Raw genomic sequence first — 18,629 nt, 5'->3', positions numbered from 1 at the left:
CAATGAGCGATGTCGTAGCCGACATGTCTCGTCTCGAGAATTTCATTCCCTTTGACTGCCTGGGCGAATCGCACCTGAAGGAAATTCAGGGCCAGATCGAAGTCATCAAGATAGGCCCCGGACGGCTGCTGTTCAAACGCGGCCAGACCAGCGACAAGGCCTATTTTCTGGTGGAAGGCTCGGTTGATCTCACCGACGCCAGTTTCCAGGTACGCCACTTCGCCGCCGATGACGACGAGAACTACCTGGCGCTGGACAACTACCCGGAACACACCATCAACGCCATCAGCGCGGAAGCCACTACCCTTTACGCCATCGACCGCAACAAGCTGGATCTACTGATGACCTGGACCCAGGCCGCCGAATCCATGCTTGATGAAGACGATGACGAAAGCGAACGCGACTGGATGGATGCGCTGCTGTCCTCGGAACTGTTTTCTGCCATACCGCCGGCCATGATTCACAGCCTGTTCGTGAAATTCGAGGAACGGGAGGTGCAGCTGGGCGAAACCGTGGTTAACGAAGGGGATGATGGCGACACCTTCTTCGTGATCAAGCAGGGCAAGGCCATGGTCACCCGCTCCAAGGGGGCCAAGCAGGAAACCCTGGCGGCCCTGTCCGCCGGGCGCTTCTTCGGCGAAGACGCCCTGATCAGCGACAGCCCCCGCAATGCCACCATCACCATGACCAGCGACGGCACATTAATGTGCCTGGGCAAACAGGACTTCCAGTCCATCCTGCAGGACTCGGTGATCCGCCATCTCAGCGAAGACGAGCTGGATACCATGGTGCTGGAGGCGGAGACCGCCTGCATCCTGGTGGATGTGCGCCTGCCCATGGAGTTCCGTCACGACCGTACCCCGGGTGCCCGCAACCTTCCCCTCAACGAACTACGCCGCGAAGTGCACAACCTGGAAAAGGATTTTTTCTATGTGGTGTGCGGAGATGGTCGACGCAGCGAGCTGGGAGCCTATATCCTCTCGGAAGCAGGCCTGAATGCCTATGTGCTGGACCGGGGAAAAGCGACGGATGCAAAAAAACCAACGGAAGTGGCCTGACTCTTTTCTGTTCAGAGGCGCCCTGATACTCCTGCTGAGTCTGGCGGGCAGCCTCTGCCGGGCCAATCCGGAACCACCTCCGCCCTTTGTGATTCACAGCCTGCCTGACCAGGCGCGGATTACCATCTACTCCGAATACCTGCGTGACCCCTCCGGCGAGCTCGACATCCATACCGCCAGCCAGCTACCGGCCATGGATCACTTCCAGCCGGCCACCCGCTACATCGAGCGCCTGGGCATCCGCAACGGGCACTGGTGGGTGCGCGTTGCCATCAAAAACGAGCTGGGTAACCAGCATGATTTTGCCCTGCATCTGCGCGGCAACCCGGCGGCACAGCTCTATCTACCTGACGGGAACGGCGGCTACCGGCAACTCAGTCCACAAGAACGTATCCCAGGCCGTGGCAGCAGCTTCCGGGTGCAGCTGCCTACCGGTGAAACCCAGCTCGCCTATCTGCAATTGCCGCCTCGGGCCTATCTCACTTACGGACTCACCCTGACCACCGTTAACGGCTTGCTCCAGCATCAGCAGCAACAACATGCCATCTACATGTTGCTGGCCGGCGCCCTGTTGATACTGGCAATGTATAACCTGATTGTCGGCGCTCTGCGCGGAGGAGCCACCTACTACTACCACTGCGGCTTTATCCTCAGCATCCTGTTGATCGGGCTGACCCTGGCGGACTTGCTGCCCTGGGCTCTGAGTCAAAATAACCTGCTGCATCCACGACTGCTGTTTGCCGGCATGATGCTGGCCATGTGGTCGGCCACCGGCCTGTCACGCAGCTTTTTCAACCTGTCTGACCAGACCGGCTGGCTGCATTACTGCACCCGTCTGCTGCAGATGCTGGCCCTGGCCAATCTGCCTTTCACCATCATTCTGCCGCTGGCCGCCGCCGGCTACATCAGTTTCGCTCTGGTCACCATGGCCACCCTGTTTCTGCTCACCATGGGCTACACCGCCTGGCACCGTGAAATCACTGGCGGCGGACTGTTTTTCCTCACGTCCCTGTTGATCAGTTTTCCGGCGTTGCTGGTATGCCTGGCCTGCCTGGGAATCGTGCAAACCGGCGCGGAACTCCCCCAATGGCTACTTGGCGCTACCGTGCTGGAAGCAATGACTCTGGGCATCGGCCTGCGGCTGCAACATGCCCAACAGGCCCGTATGCAGATCGAGAAGAAACGCTCCGAGGCGGTTGCCGAAACCGTAGACAGCACCCGCCGGGAAACCCTTTCACGGATCGGCCATGATATTCGCACCCCGCTGAGCGGCATCCTGGGGATGGCGGAAATTCTTGGCGACACCCCGCTTACCCCCAACCAACGTGAATGCGTCTGCGCCATCCAGAATGCCGGCGACAGCCTGCTGCGCATCATCAATGACGTACTGGAGCACTCGCAGCTATCCACCCAGGGCGCCGACATCAATCACAGCGCCCTGGACATCCATGACCTGATCATGGAAGCCATCGACCTGTTCAAGGAAAAGGCCGAAGAAAAACAGATCGAACTGATCACCCACGTACATACCAATGTACCCACAAGGGTAATCGGCGACGCCGGACGACTGCGCCAGATCCTCACCAACCTGATGGGCGCCCTGGTACGCCATGGCAGCCACGGGGAACTGGTGGTAGATGTGTCCATGGAGCCAACCGGCCAGGCGGACCGGGTTCGCTTCGGGTTCTCCGGCAGCGCCATCAGCGACGACATCCTCAAGCGCCTTCGCAGCACCACCAAACAGCCGGAAAGCAGCCATCTGAGCCTGGCCATCGCCGAACAGCTGGTGGAAGCCCTGCACGGCCGCATGGGCACCCTGCAGGATCAGCGCGGCGCCCATTACTGGTTTGTGGTTCCCCTGCCACCGGAAATCACCGATGCGCCACCGCCGCTAATGGTGGACACCTCGGCGCTGGAAGGACGCAGTCTGCTGGTGGTTGATGATTCCAGCACCGTGACCCGGGTACTGCGCCATCACGCCCTGTCCTGGGGGATGCGCGTCACCGCCTGCCACGACCCCCGTGAGGCGCTGGCCTCCCTGCGAACCCAGGCCAACATCAACGAGCCCTACGACGTGGTGGTGCTGGACCACAACATGCCCGGCATGGACGGCATGCAACTGGCCGCCCGGATCCACGAGGACCCGGTGATCATGCACCCCACCGTGCTGGTGATGCTCACCGGTATCAGCCTTGCTCCCACTGCCACCCAGGCACGCAATGTGGGCATCCACCGGGTGCTGTCGAAACCCGTTTCGTCTCCCCGCCTTCGCCAGGTACTGGCCGAAGAGCTGGGGCTGGGCCACCGCCCCATGCCCAGCAAGACCGAGCACAAGCCCGACCCGCAACTGAACATCCTGGTGGCAGAGGATCATTATCTGAGCCAGAAAGTGATTCGTGGCATGCTCGCCAAACTGGGCCTCAAGGCCGACATCGCCTCCAACGGCCAGGAAGCCCTGACCCTGGCCGAGAAGCACCGCTATGACCTGATCCTGATGGATTGCGAAATGCCGGAGATGGATGGCTTCGAAGCCACTCGACGGATTCGTCAGTACGAGCAGAAACAGGGTCTGCCGGCGGTGCCCATTGTCGCCCTCACCGCCCATATCCTGCGCGAGCACAAGGAACGCAGCCTGGCAGCGGGCATGAATGCCCACCTGCCCAAGCCGGTGGAGTTGAATGTGCTACGCGATACCCTGGTGCGCTTTACCCGCCCCGACGCCACTGATTCGGACTTGTTCCTCGCCAACGACGAAATGCCCGACTGAAAGAACTGGATTCGGCGAAGCCCAGCAGCAGGGCTATCTCTGTCAAAGACAGGGCCGGATCCTGCAGATACAGCTCCGCCAGACTCTGACGCAGGCCATCAAGAATTTCCGCAAATCGCAATGAACGGCGCGCCAGCCGTGCACTGAGCGTGCGGGCAGGCATGCCCAGGCTATCCGCCACGGATTCCAGAGATGGCTCGCCATCTGCCAGCTGCTGATAGATGCGAGCGCGCACGGCGCTGACCAGATTGGTATTGGCGTCAAAGTCGGCCAGCAGGTCACGGGCCTCGCGCTCCATCATTACCGAGAGCCCCGGATCTGCCGATTCCAGCGGCAACGACAGATACTCAGCCGGCAACTCCACCCCGTCGAAATCCGCCGCGAACTGCACCGGCGCATCAAAAAACGCCTGATAGCGTTGTTCGTCATCCGGCGCCGGGTGGCGGAAACACACCCTGGCAGGGCTCAGCTGCCGGGCCATCAGCGGGCGCATGAACGCCACCCATCCGGTCACCGCCGCCTCGGTGAGATAACGGCCCGGCTCGCCGGCCAGCGGACACTGCCAGCTCAGACGTACCGTGTCACCCTGGTGCGAAAGTTGCGTCTCGCCCAGCTTGCCGGACAGGCTTTCAAAGCGGATCAGGCGATCCATGGCCTGGCCCAGATCGCGGCTGGCCAGAATCACATAACCCAGCACTTGATAAGAGCGGGGCTTAACCCGCTTGCCGATTTCGAAACCCAGGCCGGAATCGCCGCTGGCTTGCAGAATCACCAGAAACAGCCTTAATACATCCACCAACGGCAGCAACTGGCCCGGTTCGGCAAACGGTGTCTCACTGAGCCCGGCTTGCTGCAGCACCGCCTCCCGGGACAGACCGTAATGCGCCAGTAACGGCGGCAGCACCGCATCTACATAGGCAGCCGTGAGGCTGCGATCAGAGCCTGCCAGGCCGGGATCAAGTACCGGCATGAACCGCCCTGCCCTGGCACCACTGGCGCAGCCGCGCCAGGGATTCCGCCATGGTCACCGACAGCGGCACGGTGGCCGCCAACTCCGCTTCCAGCAGCGCCTGGTCCAGCACGCCATCGGCGGCGCCGGCGCTGTAGAGTCCGGCCACCACGGCCTGTTCGATTTCCGCCCCGGTAAACCCGTCACTGTGCGCCGACAGGGTGGGCAGATCGAACCGCTCGCTTGCCTGGCCGCGTTTTTCCAGGTGGATACGGAAAATCACCTCGCGCACCGCCGGCGATGGCAGATCCACAAAGAAGATTTCGTCCAGGCGTCCCTTGCGGATCAGCTCCGGTGGCAGGCGCTCGATGTCGTTGGCCGTGGCCACCAGGAACACCTGGCTCTGGTTCTCCGCCATCCAGGTAAGCAGGGTGCCGAGTACGCGCCGGGAGGTGCCGCCATCGTTGCCGCCCACGGCGATGCCCTTTTCGATTTCATCGATCCACAGCACACAGGGAGACATGGTCTCGGCCAACTCCAGCGCCTCGCGCACGTTGCGTTCGGATTCACCGAAGAACTTGTTATAGATGGCGCCCATGTCCATGCGCAGCAGCGGCAGCCCCCACAACCCGGCCACCGCCTTGGCGGCCAGGCTCTTGCCGCCACCCTGCACCCCTACCATCATGATGCCGCGGGGGCTGTCGATATCGCTTTGCCCGTGAAAGGCTTTCTCGCGTTTGCCCAACCAGTCTTTCAGCCCCTGCAGACCGCCCACGTCGGCAAAGCTTTCCGTGTCGTACTCATAGCTGAGCACGCCGTCCATTTCCATCAGGGCAAACTTGGCCTTGTTGATCTCCGGCAGGTCCGCCTCGGTAATAGCGCCGTCGTGGATAATGGCACCCCGAGCCAGCTTGCGGGCATCTTCCACGCTCAGGCCGCGCAGGTTGCGCACCAGTCGATCGAGTGAGTTCCGATCCGCGCGCACCCGTTCCCCTTTCTCCTGTTTGAAACGACGAGCCTCGTCCTGAACGATATGCTCCAGCTGCTTCTCGTCCGGCATGGACAGGGAAAAGCGGGTGCAGTAACGGCGGATTTCCGGGGGAATGGAAAACTGGTGGCTGATCAACACCAGGGTGTGGTGCAGGCGCTCATGATGGAGGGCGATTTCCTTGAGCAGGCGCACCTGTTTGGGCTCACCCTCCAGATAAGGATGCAGATCACACAGGGCGTAGATGCCCGGTTCATTGGTGCCACGAATCTGCCCGAGCACCGCGTCAGGCTCCACCGTGTGCTTCTGGCTGGGGGCGTCCTCGAATTCCAGCCGGCGCAGGCCATCCACCCCGTTCCAGGCGAACACCGGCCGGCCCTCACGCATCCCCAACCGGCGAATCAGATCCAGCGCCCGCAATTCCTCCCAGGTCTCGATGACCACGATGGGATAGCGGGATTCCAGCAGCATTTTCAGGTCGTTCAAGTCACTCATTTGTTATCATTCTTCACAGGTCACTGTCAGCGCTATGCTAGCATGAAGCCTGACACTGTTTTGTAGCGCCGCGGAAGACTGCCTGCTCACCGGGAGCACTCTGTTTTCCTGCACCCCATGTGCGCCGTAGCAAACCGTTTTGGAAGATCCCCATGAGCGAACGTCGACTGTCACCGCTGGACAAACTGCTGGCCCGGGCCGATAACGCCCTGCGTACACTGACGCCGGGCACCATCCAGGCGGAGCGAGCACCTGCCCATGCGTCTGCGGCGCCGGATAGCCCGGAAGCCGGGAATCTGCCCACCGATAAGCGCCGCCATGTGCTGGGGTTGATGCGTATCAATCATACCGGTGAAGTGTGCGCCCAGGCGCTGTATCAGGGCCAGGCCAGCACCGCCAGCCTGCCCCATGTGCGCCATGCCATGGAGGAAGCCGCCCGTGAGGAAGAGGATCACCTGGCCTGGTGCGAGGAGCGCATTCAGGAGCTCGGCGGTGTACCCAGCAAGCTTAACCCGCTGTTCTATGCCATGAGCTATGCGGTCGGCGCCACGGCCGGCCTGGTCGGCGACCGCTGGAGCCTGGGCTTTGTATCGGAAACGGAGAATCAGGTGGTCAAACATCTGGAAGCCCACCTGTTCCAGGTCCCGGAAAGCGACCTGCGTACCCGCGCCATTCTGGAACAGATGAAAAGTGACGAACTCAAACACGCCGTCACCGCCAAAGACGCCGGCGGCGCAGACCTGCCCCCGCCAGTGCGCCACGCCATGACACTGATGAGCAAGGTGATGACGTTTACGACCTACAGGATCTGAGTTGACAGTTGATAGTGGACAGTTGACAGCGTCACGGAAAAAGTTGGTAGTTGATTAAAGCAAAGAGGCCGCGCCCAAGTGTTGGGCGCGGCCTCTTACGTTTCCGGATAGCGATAAGCTCTAACGCGCAGCTTTCAACTGTCCACTATCAACTGTCAACTGCCCTTCAGCCCATATTCCGGCTGTAGAAGATCTCCAGCATCTCGGTGCGCAGGCGCTCCTCGATCTGCTCCAGTTCTTCCTTCTCGAATTCGTCGCTGCCAGCGCCGAACAGATAGTTGTCGATGTCGAAGTCCTTGAGCAGCATCTTGGTGTGGAAGATGTTCTCCTGGAACACATTCACGTCGATCATCTGATAGGCGTTCTGGGTGTCTTCGGTGAGGAAGTTCTGGATCGAATTGATGTCGTGATCAATGTAGTGCTTGGTGCCATCCAGATCCCGGGTCATGCCCCGCACCCGGTAGTCGACAGTGACGATATCGGAATCGAAGCTGTGGATCAGGTAATTCAGCGCCCGCAGCGGTGAAATCACCCCACAGGTGGACACATCCACGTCCACCCGGAAGGTGGAGATACCGTTATCCGGGTGGGATTCCGGGTAGGTGTGCACCGTTACATGGCTCTTGTCCAGATGCGCCACCACGGAGTCCGGCAGCGGGCCAGGCGCTTCTTCATCCCAGTCAGTGCCATCCGGCGGACTCTCATGCTCGGCAATCAGCATGGTCACGCTGGCGCCCTGGGGATCGTAATCCTGGCGAGCCACGTTGAGCACGTTGGCGCCGATGATCTTGGTCACGTTGGTGAGAATCTCGGTGAGACGCTCGGCATTATACAGCTCGTCAATATACTCGATGTACTCCTTGCGATGCTGTTCCGTCTTCGCATAGGCGATATCGAAAATATTGAAGCTCAAGGATTTGGTCAGGTTGTTGAAACCATGAACCGTAATCTTGGGATTGGGATCTTTCACCACAGCTGTACCCCGTAGGCGTCATCGCCACAATAAAACCAACACACCACCGCAGACTCTGCGGCTACCTGTTTGCGAGACCTCAGGGCCTCAGCTTGCCTCCGGCTTGCGCCGGACCGTTGACCGGGCAGGAATCAAGCTTCCTGACCCTCAATGGTATAACTATGGGTGATCTCAACACCACCTCGGGTCAGCATAATGCTGGCCGAGCAATATTTCTCCGCCGACAGCTCCACCGCCCGCTTCACCTGGGTTTCTTTCAGGTTATTACCGCTGACGATGAAGTGCAGATGAATCTTGCTGAATACCGCCGGCACCTCATCGGCACGCTCCGCGGTCAGCTCACAGCGACAGTCCGTCACGTCTTGGCGGGACTTCTTGAGGATATGCACCACATCAAAGGAGGAGCAACCGCCGACACCCAGCAACAGGGTCTCCATGGGACGCGGTCCCCGGTTCTGACCACCGTGATCCGGCGGACCATCCATGAGCACCGTATGGCCGCTTTCTGTCTGCGCTTCATAGCAGGCTTCGCCCTGCCATTTAACCACTGCTTTCATGGGGGATCTCCCAGGTTCCAGTCACCGCTCCAGGCTGCTTCTATCCAGCCCCGAAAGGGGGCGCAGAGTACCATAGCGCGGGGGCGCCGCCACCCCCCTGACAGCCCCGGATGGCAGATAATTTTGCCACCGGGCAGGCCTTCCAGGGCTCTCCCGAGCCGGTGCCGGTCAGCCGTAAGGCACCGTTTAGCCTGTGAAAATTGAGAGTGAGAGCCAGTTCCCTTGGCATCAATGATAAAAACAGGCAATATCCTTACGCTTACCAGCTAAGACATTTTTCTGGCTTAATATTGAGCACCCATGACTGACGGCAACAAAATTATTCCAAATCTGGACCAGTTTCTGGCCCACTGCCATCGCCGCAAGTACCCGGCGAAGAGCACCATCATTTATGCGGGTGATGAATCGGATGCGCTTTACTATATTTTGAAGGGCTCCGTGACAGTCATGATCGAAGACGACGATGGTCGCGAAATGATCATGGCGTACCTGAATGAAGGGGATTTCTTCGGTGAAATGGGGTTGTTCGAGAACGACCCGTCACGCTCCGCCTGGGTAAAGGCAAAGACTGAGTGCGAAGTCGCCGAAGTCAGCTACGGCAAATTCAAGCAACTGGCCCGGGAAGACGCCGACATCCTGTTCGCCGTCTCCGCCCAGATCGCCGGTCGCCTGCGCGCCACTACTCGCAAGGTAGGGGATCTGGCCTTCCTGGATGTGACTGGCCGCGTGGCCGGCACCCTGCTGGACCTGTGCAAGCAGCCCGACGCCATGACCCACCCGGACGGTATGCAGATCAAGGTAACCCGCCAGGAAATCGGCCGCATCGTCGGCTGCTCCCGGGAAATGGTCGGCCGGGTACTGAAGAACCTGGAAGAACAGGGGCTGGTGTCTGTTAAGGGTAAGACGATGGTGGTTTACGGAACGCGGTAAAAAGCAGTTAATAGTTAATAGTTAATAGTGAACAGTTAACAGCTGCGCGTTCAGCGCATGAGTGACTGAAAGCAAAGAGGCCGCGCCCAGATGATGGGCGCGGCCTCTTGCGTTTAACGACAGAACAACCTGGTCCGCGGCGCTGTTAACTGTTCACTATTAACTGTTAACTACTCTTGAACGCTGCCATCTCCCGCTGGATAAAGTGCTCCACCAGATCACGGTAAAGCTTCTCGACCATATCCGCATCCAGCCCTTCCTGCTCCGCCCAGTCGCGCCGTGTTTCTAGCATGGCTTTGAAACGCGCCGGCGCACGCACACCGTCTTCGCTGGTTTTGAACGCTGCGGCAGCATGGACATACCCGGCCCTTTCGCCCAGAAGTGCAATGATTTGCCTGTCGCGACAGTCGATTTCGGCACGGATGTCCTCCATGCCAAGACATTCCTCTGGTGACTTTCCTGTCATTCAAACTCCCTGTTTTCGCATTAAAACGAACGAAGCCGCCCCCACTTCATGGGCGCGGCCTCAAACATTCTCTGCGCGGCACCAACCTTCCCCGCGCAGCTATTAACTATTCACTATTAACTGTTAACTAAAAAAACAGCGCCTTCAGCGCCGCCCCCGGATCCTCCGCCCGCATAAAGGCCTCGCCCACCAGGAACGCATTGATGCCGTTCTTGCGCATCAGCTTCACGTCTTCCGAGGTGTGGATACCGCTTTCGGTGACAATCATACGGTCGCCGGGGACCTTTTCCGCCAGCGTCAGGGTGGTGTTCAGGCTGGTCTCGAAGGTATGCAGGTTGCGGTTGTTGATGCCGATCAGCTCGGCGTTGAGATTCACCGCCCGCTCCAGCTCTTCCTCGGTATGCACTTCCACCAGCACATCGCAGCCAGCCTGCTGGGCGGCGTGGTAGAGTTCGTTCATCTGCTCATCCGACAAGGCCGCCGCGATCAGCAGAATGGCGTCGGCACCCATGGCCCGGGACTCGAAGATCTGCCAGGGGTCGATCATGAAGTCCTTGCGCAGCACCGGCAGATTGACCGCGTTGCGCGCCGCACGCAGGTAATGCTCGTCACCCTGAAAGAAGTCCTTGTCGGTGAGTACCGACAGACAGGCCGCGCCGTTTTTCTCGTAGCTGCGGGCAATCTCCACCGGGTCGAAATCGTCCCGGATCACGCCCTTGCTGGGAGAGGCTTTCTTGATTTCGGCGATCACTGCCGGTTGGTGGTCACGCACCCGGTCGAACAGGCTGGAAATGAACCCTCTGGCCTTGCGCTCGTTGGCGGCCATGGCCTCCAGCTCACCCAGGGTGTAGTTGTTCTTGCCGACCGCAATTTCTTCCTGCTTGCGCGCAATGATCTTGTCGAGAATGGTGCCTGTGCTCATAACCGCTCTCCTTATCAGTCCGCAGCGGTGAGGGCCGTGCTGTATTGAGCCAGCTCACGCATGCGCTCTGCTGCCTCTCCATTGTGTATCAGGTCTTCGGCCATTCGTACCCCTTCTTTGTGAGTCCGGGTAATACCGCTCACATAGATAGCCGCCCCCGCGTTCAGGGCAATCATGTCCGCTGCCTTGCGGGCCGCGTCACTGCTGCGTTTGCCGAAGGCATCGCGAATCAGGGCCAGGGAGGCGTCGGAGTCGGTCACATCCAGGCCGACCAGTGAATCGGAGTCCAGCCCCAGGTCTTCCGGCGTCACCTCGTATTCGCTGATTTCCCCGTTACGGCATTCCGCCACATGGGTACGGGTGGCCAGGCTGATCTCGTCCAGGCCATCCCGGCTATGCACCACCATCACGTGCTCGGCGCCCAGTCGGCCCATCACCTCCGCCATGGGGCGGCACAGCTTCTCGGAGAAGACCCCCACGACCAGACGCTGCACGCCGGCCGGGTTGGTCATGGGGCCGAGAATATTGAACAGGGTGCGCATACCCAGTTCCTTGCGCGGGCCCACCGCGTATTTCATGGCCTTGTGGTGGTTGGGGGCAAACATGAAGCCCACTCCCACGTTATCCACGCAGCTGCCGATCTGTTCCGGGGTCAGGTCCAGGGCGATGCCAGCGGTTTCCAGCAGATCCGCCGAGCCGCTTTTGGAGCTCACCGACCGGCCACCATGCTTGGCAACCCGGGCCCCGGCCGCCGCCGCCACAAAGGCGCTGGCAGAGGACACATTGAACAGGTTGGCGCCGTCGCCACCGGTGCCGACGATATCCACCAGATACTGGCGGTTCTGCACCGGCACGGCGGTAACCAGCTCGCGCATCACCTGCACGCCACCGGTGATCTCGTCCAGGGATTCGCTCTTCATGCGCAGGGCTACCAGGAAGCCGCCGATCTGGGCGTCAGTAGCGCCGCCGGTCATGATCTGACGCATCACGTCCTGCATTTCCTCGATGCTCAGGTCGATCTGCTCGACCACCTTGGCCAGGGCCTGCTGGATATTCATGCGGCGTCCCCTTGTTGTTCGTTGTTCAGAAAGTTCTCGAGCAGGGCGTGGCCGTGCTCACTCAAAATGGACTCGGGGTGATATTGCACCCCTTCGATGGGCAGGGTTTTGTGCCGCATGCCCATCACCTCGTCCACACTGCCGTCCTCGTTGCAGGTCCAGGCGGTCATTTCCAGGCAGTCCGGCAGACTGTCCTTTTCCACCACCAGGGAGTGGTAACGGGTGGCCGTGTAGGGAGACGGCAGGTTGCGGAAAATACCCACGCCACTGTGGTAGATCGGTGAGGTCTTGCCGTGCATCACCTGGCGGGCGCGCACCACCTTGCCACCGAAGGCCTGGCCGATACTCTGATGGCCCAGACAGACCCCGAGAATCGGCAGCTTGCCGGCAAAGTGCTGAATGGCAGCAATGGAGATGCCCGCCTCGTTGGGCGTACAGGGGCCCGGAGAAATCATCAGCCGGTCCGGATTCAGCGCTTCAATCTCGTCGATGGAGATCTGGTCATTGCGGTGCACCAGCACCTCGGCGCCCAGCTCCTGCAGGTACTGCACCAGGTTGTAGGTAAAGCTGTCGTAGTTGTCGATCATCAGCACACGCATTACCGCTGCCCTCCGTCTGCCAGGTTGAGACCACCCAGTGCCAGATTCACCGCCCGGAACACGGCCCGGGCCTTGTTCATGGTCTCGTCCCACTCGGACTGGGGCACAGAGTCGGCAACAATGCCGGCACCGGCCTGCACGTAAAGGCGCTGATCCTTGACCACGGCGGTACGGATGGCGATGGCGGTATCCATGTCACCGTTGAAACCGATATAGCCCACAGCACCGCCGTAGACGCCCCGCTTGGTGGGCTCCAGTTCGTCGATGATTTCCATGGCACGAATTTTCGGCGCGCCGCTCAAGGTGCCCGCCGGGAAGGTAGCGCGCAGCACGTCCAATGGCCCCAGGCCGTCGCGCAATTCGCCTTCCACATTGGAGACGATATGCATGACGTGGGAGTAACGCTCCACCACCATCTTGTCGGTGAGCGTGACCTTGCCGGGCTTGGCCACCCGGCCCACATCGTTGCGGCCCAGGTCGATGAGCATCAGGTGCTCGGCGATTTCCTTGGGGTCGGCCAGCAGGTCTGCTTCCAGGGCCTGGTCTTCCTCGGCATTGGCACCGCGCTTGCGGGTACCGGCGATGGGTCGCACGGTGACGGCGCCCTGCTCTGCCCGGGTGAGAATTTCCGGGGAGGAGCCAGCGATATGGAAGTCCCCCAGATCCAGATAAAACATGTAAGGCGACGGGTTCAGGTAACGCAGCGCCCGGTACAGATCCAGCGCCGGCGCCTTGAAGGGGCAGCTCATGCGCTGGGCCGGCACCACCTGCATCACATCCCCGGCGAGAATGTACTCGCGCACCTTTTCCACCCCGGCCTTGAATTGCTCCTCCGGAAACTCGCTGCGGAAATCGCTCTCGTCCACCGGCTCGCCGTAAACGGTATGCTCCGGCTCCGGCAGGGGCGCACGCAGCAGCGCCTGCAGCTCATCCAGGCGCTGCGCCGCCTGCTCGCCGGCATCGGTTTCACGGGGGTCCACATGCACCACCAGGAACAAAGCTCCACGCAGGTTATCGAACACCACCACTTCTTCGGAGCGCATCAGCAGAATATCCGGCACGCCGAGCACATCCTCGCCGGGCGCCGGGCCCAGCCGGGGCTCGAAATAACGTACGCTGTCGTAACCGAAGTAGCCCACCAGGCCGCCGTTAAAACGGGGCAGCCCGGGGATTTCCGGGGAGCGGTACTGCTGACGGTAGTCTTCAATCCACTGGATCGGGTCAGCCACCTCGGTGGTGGTTTCGCCCTGTTCATTACTGACAGTAACGGCCTGGCCAGTGATGCGGATCACTTCCGTGGCCGGCAGCCCGAGAATGGAATAACGGCCCCAGCGCTCGCCGCCCTGAACGGATTCAAACAGGTAGCTGTAAGGCCCCTGGGCAAGCTTGCGGTAGGCGGTCAGCGGCGTATCCAGATCCGCCAGCACCTCGCGTACCAGCGGCACCCGGGTATAGCCCTCTCGGGCATAACGATCCAGTTGCTGTTGTGACATGGTTGTCCCTATTGGTCTTCGCTCGGCCATTCAAACGCACAGGCCGACAAGTGCAACAATTGTAGAGGAAAAACAAGGCAAAAAGGGCGTGTCCGTGCAAGCGTTCAACACCGGCACAGAGGGAGCGTCACCATCGCCAGCTGGCGGGTGCGGAGAGGAAGGCAAAGCTGTTGATCAGGGCACGGTCCAAGGGGGACGTCCTTTCTCAAACGTGAAGATTGGGGGAATTCTAGCTAATGAGAACGCCGGACGCCAGACGCGCTACCCCAGACGCTGAAAACCCGGAGGAAACTGCTAAACTGGCGCCTCGATCTATACTTGGCATCCAGCGTCCGGCGTCAATCCAGGAGCCCCATGAAAATCCTCGCCCTTTACACTGCCAGCGAATCCCGCGGCCCTGTGGAAAGCCAGCCCGCTGTGCAGCTACGTGCCGGGTGCGGCATCGTTGGCGACCGTCATTACAAACGCAATGCAAAACCCGCCGAACAGATTACCCTGATCGAATCCGAAGCCATCGCCGCCTTCAACCGGGATTATCAGCAGCAGGTTGAATCACACACCCTGCGCCGCAATGTCCTCACCGAGGGAGTCGACCTGAATGCCCTGGAGGGCCGGGAATTTCTGCTCGGCAACATCCGCCTGCGCGGCATCGAATTGTGCGAGCCCTGCTCCGTGGTGGGCAAATTGCTGGCCGGCGACCTGACACCCCCTCAGGTGGTCAAGGCCCTGCTGGGCCGGGGCGGCCTGCGTTGTGAAATCCTGTCCAGCGGCGTGGTTCGCGTGGGCGACAGCATCAAGACTGAGACCCCATGAATACCACTACACCGCAAACCGTTATCAGCACCACCCGCCAGTGGCTGGAGCAGGTCGTCGTCGGCCTCAACCTGTGCCCCTTTGCCCGCAAGCCTCTCGGTGCCGGTCAGGTTCACTTTGCCGTCAGCGACAGCCGCAATGTGGAAACCCTGCTGGTGGATTTGTATGACGAGCTGGTGCGGCTGGATAACACCCCTGCCGAGCAAATCGACACCACCCTGCTGATCATTCCCGATCAGCTGGACGATTTTCTCGACTATAACGACATGCTCGATCTGGCCGATGGCTTGCTGGAACAGCAAGGCTGGGAAGGCACCTATCAGATTGCCAGTTTCCATCCGGCCTATCAGTTTGCCGATACGCAGGTGGACGACCGCGAGAACTTCACCAACCGGGCCCCCTACCCGATCCTGCATATCCTCCGTGAAGCCAGCCTGGACCGGGGCCTGGCCAGCTACCCGGACCCGGAACAGATCCCCGAGCGCAACATCGCCACTCTCAACGGCCTCAGTGACGACCAGTGGCGCAGCCTGTTCAGCAATCTGACAGGGAAAACTCCATGAATCTGGATCTGACCGACATCGGCCTGGTCACAGCAGTGGTGGTGATTGCCGCCCTGTTCTGGCGCTCCCACGGCATCCGCGAACGAGCACTGATCTACACCCGGCGATTTTGCCAACGGGAAGAGGTGGAGTTTCTGGATGATACCGTAGGGCTGGAAAAACTGGCGCTGATGAAAGACCGCCACGGCAAACGGCGCATAACACGCATCTACCGCTTCGAATTCACCGTCACCGGCGGCGAGCGCTACCCCGGCCACACCTATGTGCAGGGCGGCCACGTGCAGCGGGTCGAGCTGCCGCCCCACCGCTACACCCCGGACCCGGAACAGCTGCACTGAGCCGTACTGTAGCGGCGCGATTCCATATGGTGGCTATCGCGCCGCCAGCGTCGCTCCTACGCGGCGTTGTTGAGAACTTCGAGGTTATTTAACGCGCTGCTTGCCCAGCTTCCTGGCCAGGGTGCGGCGGTGCATGCCAAGACGTCTGGCGGTTTCGGAGATATTGAAGCCGGTCTCTGCCAGGGTTTCGTGAATGCGTTCCCACTCCAGGGTTTTCAGATCGGTTTCCCGGGCGGTGAGGGCCACATCCACGTCGCCCTCGGCACGCAGGAAGGCGGCTTCAATGTCATCGGTGTTGGAGGGTTTGGCCAGGTAATGACAGGCCCCCAGCTTCACCGCTTCCACCGCCGTGGCAATACTGGCGTAGCCGGTGAGCACCACGATCAGCATATCTTCATTGTGCTCGTGCAGACTCTGGACACAGGCCAAACCGGAGGCCTCTCCTTTCAGCTTCAGGTCGACCACCGCGTAACCCGGATCATGGTTTGCCAGCAGGGCATCCATTTCTTCCATGCCGGCAGCATGGATCACCGTATAGCCTCGTCGCTCAAAGGAACGGCTGAGGGTACGGGCGAATGCCTCGTCATCTTCCACGATCAGCAGCAACCGCTCTGTCTGTTGATCAACATCACTCACAACTTATTCCTCTTCCAGGATGACTGCGGACAGGGGCAACGACAGCATTACCACGGCACCGCCCTGGACCAGATTGCGGGCGCGCAGGTTGCCGCCCAGGGTGCGCAGCACATTCATCACCAGGAACAGGCCCAGCCCACTGCCCGATCGTCCCTTACTGGATTGGTAGGGCCGCCCCAGGCTTTCCAGCATGGCCGGCGGGAAGCCAGGACCTCGGTCGGTCACCGAGATCACCAGGGTGTCGTCGTCACGGTGCACATCCAGACGCAGCCATTGCGGGGATGCCTCCAGGGCATTGTCCAGCACGTTATGAATACTTTGCTTCAGGGCCGAATCGGAAACGATGCTCAGGTCCTGACCGAAGTCATTGCGGTAGATAAAGTCTTTTACTGGCCGGGTTTCTCGCCATTCGGTGACCAGGTCATCCAGGAATTCCCGGGCGGTGGTTTCCTCGGAGGATTCTCCACGGGCCTCACCGGCGGACAACAGAATGCCACTGACAATGGATTTACAGCGCAGCACCTGAGTCTGCATTTCGCCAATTTCCTGGGCCATGTCCCGGTCGGATTTGAACGGTTCCATGTGCCGCCAGTCACCGAGAATCACCGACAGGGTCGCCAGCGGTGTGCCCAGCTCGTGGGCGGCACCGGAGGCCAGCAGCCCCATACGCACAATGTGCTCTTCCTCAGCGGCGCGCTGGCGCAACTCCGCCAGATGCTCGTCGCGCTGGCGGCGATTGCGGGTAATACGGTTGATAAAGATCACCAGCAGCACCCCGTTGAGCACAAAGCAGATGATCATCCCTTCGATATAGAGACTGAACAGCCCTTTTGAATGATCCAGCGGCAGCGGCAGCGGCTTGCCCGACCAGGCCAACCAGGCAAAACACAGGGTGGTGGTAATCAGGATCACCCAGGTGGACCACACCTTGAGCAGCACGGCACCAAGAATCACCTGCAACAGGTAAAGAAACACAAAGGGGTTGGTGGCCCCGCCACTGAGATACAGCAGGATGGTCAGCGTCGCCACATCAATCAGCAGCGACAGAAACAGCTCGGTATTGCCGATGCTTTTCGGCAGCTTGAGGCGCAGCAGACTGACCGCGTTGAGCAACAGCAAACCAAACAGCACCACCAGCATCTGCCCCAGGGGCAGGGTGATGCCGAAACCAAAGTGCACCAGAAGGATGGTGGCCAGCTGACCGCCCATGGCGATCCAGCGCAGCTGAATCAGCAGCTGCAGGTTCTTGCGGCCGGCCACATCTTCACTGGAACGGCGGATGGCCGCCAGGGGCGGGGTGCCGGCGGGAGCTGTCATTGTCAGTTTTTCCATGGCGAGTCAGTTTACCGACTTCGGCGTGAAGGTGTGAGGAGGTTATGGACCGGGCATGATGGCCGCCTGGGCGAGGGCGGGTTCGCCATGCAAGCACAGCTCCTACAAAAAACGGCTTCAGCGCTTGCGCTGTTCGCGTATCACCAGCCAGGCCGCCAGCATCACACCCAGCGCCAGGGCAAACCAGGTGATGGCGTAAACCAAGTGATTATTGGGGAAACGGATTACGGTCAGCCCACCAATCGGTCCGGGTTGGTCGCTGGCCTCCGCATCGATAAAGAAGGGTGCCACCGGTACCAGCCCGTGCCGTTCTCCCATGGCCAGTACATCCCGAGAATACCAGCGGTGTTCAGCGGGCACATTGTCCCGCAACAGGCCACCGCCCGGTTCGTTGAGGCGCAGCAAGCCGGCCACCGAGACCTCACCGTGCGGGGTAAAATCTCCCCGACTGGCTTGCACCCGCTCGGCCTGGGGCACGAACCCCCGGTTGATGTAGACCCAGCTGCCATCCGTCCGCTGCAACGGCGTCATCACCCAGTAGCCCTGGCCCTCCTCCGTGGCTGCGGTCACCAGGGAGATTCCTTCGGGCAGATACTCCCCCGTTAGCTGAACACGCAGATATTCATGGGAGGCTTTATTGACGGCGGACCAGTCACCCTGCCCGGGCGCGTCTACCGGTAGCGCATGGACGCGGGCATCCACCCGGGCGATGAGATCCTCTTTCCAGGCCAGGCGCTGCACCTGCCAGACGCCCAGGGCAATAAAGCCGGCAAAGGCCGCCAGACAAAACAGCAGAAACAGGAATGAAAGAAGACGCCGACGAGCCATTGCTATGCCTCTTCAAACGAAGGAGAGAGCAGGAGGCGTCTGCCAGCAAACC

General features: G+C 60.5%; 19 protein-coding genes. 7 read left to right on the top strand and 12 right to left on the bottom strand.

From position 1 onward, the window contains the following. The first annotated feature begins 2 nt into the window (after positions 1-2). Together ACMG4N_RS06525 and ACMG4N_RS06520 are read left to right on the top strand one after the other, a co-directional pair. Positions 3-1,058 (top strand): cyclic nucleotide-binding domain-containing protein, encoded by a 1,056-nt coding sequence (locus ACMG4N_RS06525; RefSeq protein ID WP_297770276.1) that lies wholly within the window; start codon positions 3-5, stop codon positions 1,056-1,058. After that, entirely contained in the window at positions 1,030-3,825 is a 2,796-nt protein-coding gene (locus tag ACMG4N_RS06520; RefSeq protein WP_297770273.1) for a hybrid sensor histidine kinase/response regulator, read from the top strand. Before ACMG4N_RS06525 ends, ACMG4N_RS06520 begins: the two co-directional genes overlap by 29 nt. On the opposite strand, the gene ACMG4N_RS06515 is transcribed toward ACMG4N_RS06520, so the two are convergent. Together ACMG4N_RS06515 and ACMG4N_RS06510 are read right to left on the bottom strand one after the other, a co-directional pair. Next, on the bottom strand, positions 3,764-4,795 hold the full coding sequence (locus ACMG4N_RS06515) for an AraC family transcriptional regulator (RefSeq protein ID WP_297770270.1): 1,032 nt from the start codon (positions 4,793-4,795) through the stop codon (positions 3,764-3,766). The two genes, ACMG4N_RS06520 and ACMG4N_RS06515, sit on opposite strands and share 62 nt — an antisense overlap. Continuing rightward, a complete protein-coding gene (locus ACMG4N_RS06510) occupies positions 4,782-6,257 on the bottom strand; it encodes an AAA family ATPase (RefSeq protein ID WP_414433124.1) in 1,476 nt (491 codons plus the stop codon). Before ACMG4N_RS06510 ends, ACMG4N_RS06515 begins: the two co-directional genes overlap by 14 nt. 152 nt (positions 6,258-6,409) lie before the next feature. Between ACMG4N_RS06510 and coq7 the strand changes: the two genes are divergently transcribed. Continuing rightward, the gene (gene coq7 / locus ACMG4N_RS06505) at positions 6,410-7,069 is read left to right on the top strand and encodes a 2-polyprenyl-3-methyl-6-methoxy-1,4-benzoquinone monooxygenase (RefSeq protein ID WP_297770263.1); all 660 of its coding nucleotides are present in this window, start codon (positions 6,410-6,412) and stop codon (positions 7,067-7,069) included. A gap of 166 nt (positions 7,070-7,235) precedes the next feature. Here coq7 and speD read toward each other — a convergent pair whose 3' ends face one another. After that, on the bottom strand, positions 7,236-8,042 hold the full coding sequence (speD, locus tag ACMG4N_RS06500) for an adenosylmethionine decarboxylase (RefSeq protein WP_052043094.1): 807 nt from the start codon (positions 8,040-8,042) through the stop codon (positions 7,236-7,238). A gap of 131 nt (positions 8,043-8,173) precedes the next feature. Beyond that, positions 8,174-8,599 carry an OsmC family protein gene (locus ACMG4N_RS06495; RefSeq protein WP_290539253.1) on the bottom strand — a complete coding sequence of 142 codons (426 nt, stop codon included), beginning with the start codon at positions 8,597-8,599 and terminating at the stop codon, positions 8,174-8,176. A 300-nt stretch (positions 8,600-8,899) separates the two neighbouring features. Here ACMG4N_RS06495 and crp point away from each other — a divergent pair, with 300 nt between their 5' ends. Then, positions 8,900-9,529 (top strand): cAMP-activated global transcriptional regulator CRP, encoded by a 630-nt coding sequence (crp, locus tag ACMG4N_RS06490; RefSeq protein ID WP_035250214.1) that lies wholly within the window; start codon positions 8,900-8,902, stop codon positions 9,527-9,529. Positions 9,530-9,695: 166 nt separating this feature from the next. On the opposite strand, the gene ACMG4N_RS06485 is transcribed toward crp, so the two are convergent. The 5 genes from ACMG4N_RS06485 to trpE form a co-directional block, all read right to left on the bottom strand. Then, the gene (locus tag ACMG4N_RS06485; RefSeq protein ID WP_297770253.1) at positions 9,696-9,995 is read right to left on the bottom strand and encodes an isochorismate lyase; all 300 of its coding nucleotides are present in this window, start codon (positions 9,993-9,995) and stop codon (positions 9,696-9,698) included. A 127-nt stretch (positions 9,996-10,122) separates the two neighbouring features. After that, the gene (gene trpC / locus ACMG4N_RS06480) at positions 10,123-10,917 is read right to left on the bottom strand and encodes an indole-3-glycerol phosphate synthase TrpC (RefSeq protein WP_297770251.1); all 795 of its coding nucleotides are present in this window, start codon (positions 10,915-10,917) and stop codon (positions 10,123-10,125) included. Positions 10,918-10,931: 14 nt separating this feature from the next. Then, entirely contained in the window at positions 10,932-11,975 is a 1,044-nt protein-coding gene (gene trpD, locus ACMG4N_RS06475; protein WP_297770248.1) for an anthranilate phosphoribosyltransferase, read from the bottom strand. Then, complete coding sequence (locus tag ACMG4N_RS06470; RefSeq protein ID WP_035250222.1) at positions 11,972-12,574, bottom strand: anthranilate synthase component II; 603 nt, start codon at positions 12,572-12,574, stop codon at positions 11,972-11,974. The genes trpD and ACMG4N_RS06470 overlap by 4 nt, the downstream gene beginning before the upstream one ends. Next, entirely contained in the window at positions 12,574-14,067 is a 1,494-nt protein-coding gene (gene trpE, locus ACMG4N_RS06465) for an anthranilate synthase component I (protein ID WP_297770243.1), read from the bottom strand. The genes ACMG4N_RS06470 and trpE overlap by 1 nt, the downstream gene beginning before the upstream one ends. A gap of 354 nt (positions 14,068-14,421) precedes the next feature. Between trpE and ACMG4N_RS06460 the strand changes: the two genes are divergently transcribed. Genes ACMG4N_RS06460 through ACMG4N_RS06450 form a run of 3 tightly spaced genes read left to right on the top strand, consistent with a single transcriptional unit; the run spans position 14,422 to position 15,781 of the window. Then, the gene (locus ACMG4N_RS06460) at positions 14,422-14,880 is read left to right on the top strand and encodes an MOSC domain-containing protein (protein ID WP_297770239.1); all 459 of its coding nucleotides are present in this window, start codon (positions 14,422-14,424) and stop codon (positions 14,878-14,880) included. Continuing rightward, positions 14,877-15,443 (top strand): DUF1415 domain-containing protein, encoded by a 567-nt coding sequence (locus ACMG4N_RS06455; RefSeq protein WP_414433123.1) that lies wholly within the window; start codon positions 14,877-14,879, stop codon positions 15,441-15,443. Before ACMG4N_RS06460 ends, ACMG4N_RS06455 begins: the two co-directional genes overlap by 4 nt. After that, positions 15,440-15,781 carry a DUF3301 domain-containing protein gene (locus ACMG4N_RS06450; RefSeq protein ID WP_297770232.1) on the top strand — a complete coding sequence of 114 codons (342 nt, stop codon included), beginning with the start codon at positions 15,440-15,442 and terminating at the stop codon, positions 15,779-15,781. The genes ACMG4N_RS06455 and ACMG4N_RS06450 overlap by 4 nt, the downstream gene beginning before the upstream one ends. An 84-nt stretch (positions 15,782-15,865) precedes the next feature. Here the strand turns inward: ACMG4N_RS06450 and ACMG4N_RS06445 are convergent, their stop codons facing one another. The 3 genes from ACMG4N_RS06445 to ACMG4N_RS06435 form a co-directional block, all read right to left on the bottom strand. Beyond that, on the bottom strand, positions 15,866-16,417 hold the full coding sequence (locus ACMG4N_RS06445) for a response regulator transcription factor (RefSeq protein WP_297770230.1): 552 nt from the start codon (positions 16,415-16,417) through the stop codon (positions 15,866-15,868). 3 nt (positions 16,418-16,420) lie between these two features. Further along, complete coding sequence (locus tag ACMG4N_RS06440; RefSeq protein WP_297770228.1) at positions 16,421-17,749, bottom strand: ATP-binding protein; 1,329 nt, start codon at positions 17,747-17,749, stop codon at positions 16,421-16,423. Between the two features lie 117 nt (positions 17,750-17,866). Then, positions 17,867-18,577 (bottom strand): SURF1 family protein, encoded by a 711-nt coding sequence (locus tag ACMG4N_RS06435; RefSeq protein ID WP_297770226.1) that lies wholly within the window; start codon positions 18,575-18,577, stop codon positions 17,867-17,869. Positions 18,578-18,629: the final 52 nt, after the last annotated feature.

The organism is Alcanivorax sp. IL2 (assembly GCF_047495475.1).
GTDB lineage: Bacteria > Pseudomonadota > Gammaproteobacteria > Pseudomonadales > Alcanivoracaceae > Alcanivorax.
Note: the sequence above shows the minus strand (reverse complement) of the source record. Positions and strands in the feature narration are given on the sequence as shown.

Bases quoted from the DNA above. Each gene is read 5' to 3' on its own strand.
- ACMG4N_RS06525 (WP_297770276.1), top strand. From the start codon at position 3: ATGAGCGATGTCGTAGCCGACATGTCTCGTCTCGAGAATTTCATTCCC.
- ACMG4N_RS06520 (WP_297770273.1), top strand. From the start codon at position 1,030: ATGCAAAAAAACCAACGGAAGTGGCCTGACTCTTTTCTGTTCAGAGGC.
- ACMG4N_RS06515 (WP_297770270.1), bottom strand. From the start codon at position 4,795: ATGCCGGTACTTGATCCCGGCCTGGCAGGCTCTGATCGCAGCCTCACG.
- ACMG4N_RS06510 (WP_414433124.1), bottom strand. From the start codon at position 6,257: ATGAGTGACTTGAACGACCTGAAAATGCTGCTGGAATCCCGCTATCCC.
- coq7 (WP_297770263.1), top strand. From the start codon at position 6,410: ATGAGCGAACGTCGACTGTCACCGCTGGACAAACTGCTGGCCCGGGCC.
- ACMG4N_RS06495 (WP_290539253.1), bottom strand. From the start codon at position 8,599: ATGAAAGCAGTGGTTAAATGGCAGGGCGAAGCCTGCTATGAAGCGCAG.
- crp (WP_035250214.1), top strand. From the start codon at position 8,900: ATGACTGACGGCAACAAAATTATTCCAAATCTGGACCAGTTTCTGGCC.
- ACMG4N_RS06485 (WP_297770253.1), bottom strand. From the start codon at position 9,995: ATGACAGGAAAGTCACCAGAGGAATGTCTTGGCATGGAGGACATCCGT.
- trpC (WP_297770251.1), bottom strand. From the start codon at position 10,917: ATGAGCACAGGCACCATTCTCGACAAGATCATTGCGCGCAAGCAGGAA.
- trpD (WP_297770248.1), bottom strand. From the start codon at position 11,975: ATGAATATCCAGCAGGCCCTGGCCAAGGTGGTCGAGCAGATCGACCTG.
- ACMG4N_RS06470 (WP_035250222.1), bottom strand. From the start codon at position 12,574: ATGCGTGTGCTGATGATCGACAACTACGACAGCTTTACCTACAACCTG.
- trpE (WP_297770243.1), bottom strand. From the start codon at position 14,067: ATGTCACAACAGCAACTGGATCGTTATGCCCGAGAGGGCTATACCCGG.
- ACMG4N_RS06460 (WP_297770239.1), top strand. From the start codon at position 14,422: ATGAAAATCCTCGCCCTTTACACTGCCAGCGAATCCCGCGGCCCTGTG.
- ACMG4N_RS06455 (WP_414433123.1), top strand. From the start codon at position 14,877: ATGAATACCACTACACCGCAAACCGTTATCAGCACCACCCGCCAGTGG.
- ACMG4N_RS06450 (WP_297770232.1), top strand. From the start codon at position 15,440: ATGAATCTGGATCTGACCGACATCGGCCTGGTCACAGCAGTGGTGGTG.
- ACMG4N_RS06440 (WP_297770228.1), bottom strand. From the start codon at position 17,749: ATGGAAAAACTGACAATGACAGCTCCCGCCGGCACCCCGCCCCTGGCG.
- ACMG4N_RS06435 (WP_297770226.1), bottom strand. From the start codon at position 18,577: ATGGCTCGTCGGCGTCTTCTTTCATTCCTGTTTCTGCTGTTTTGTCTG.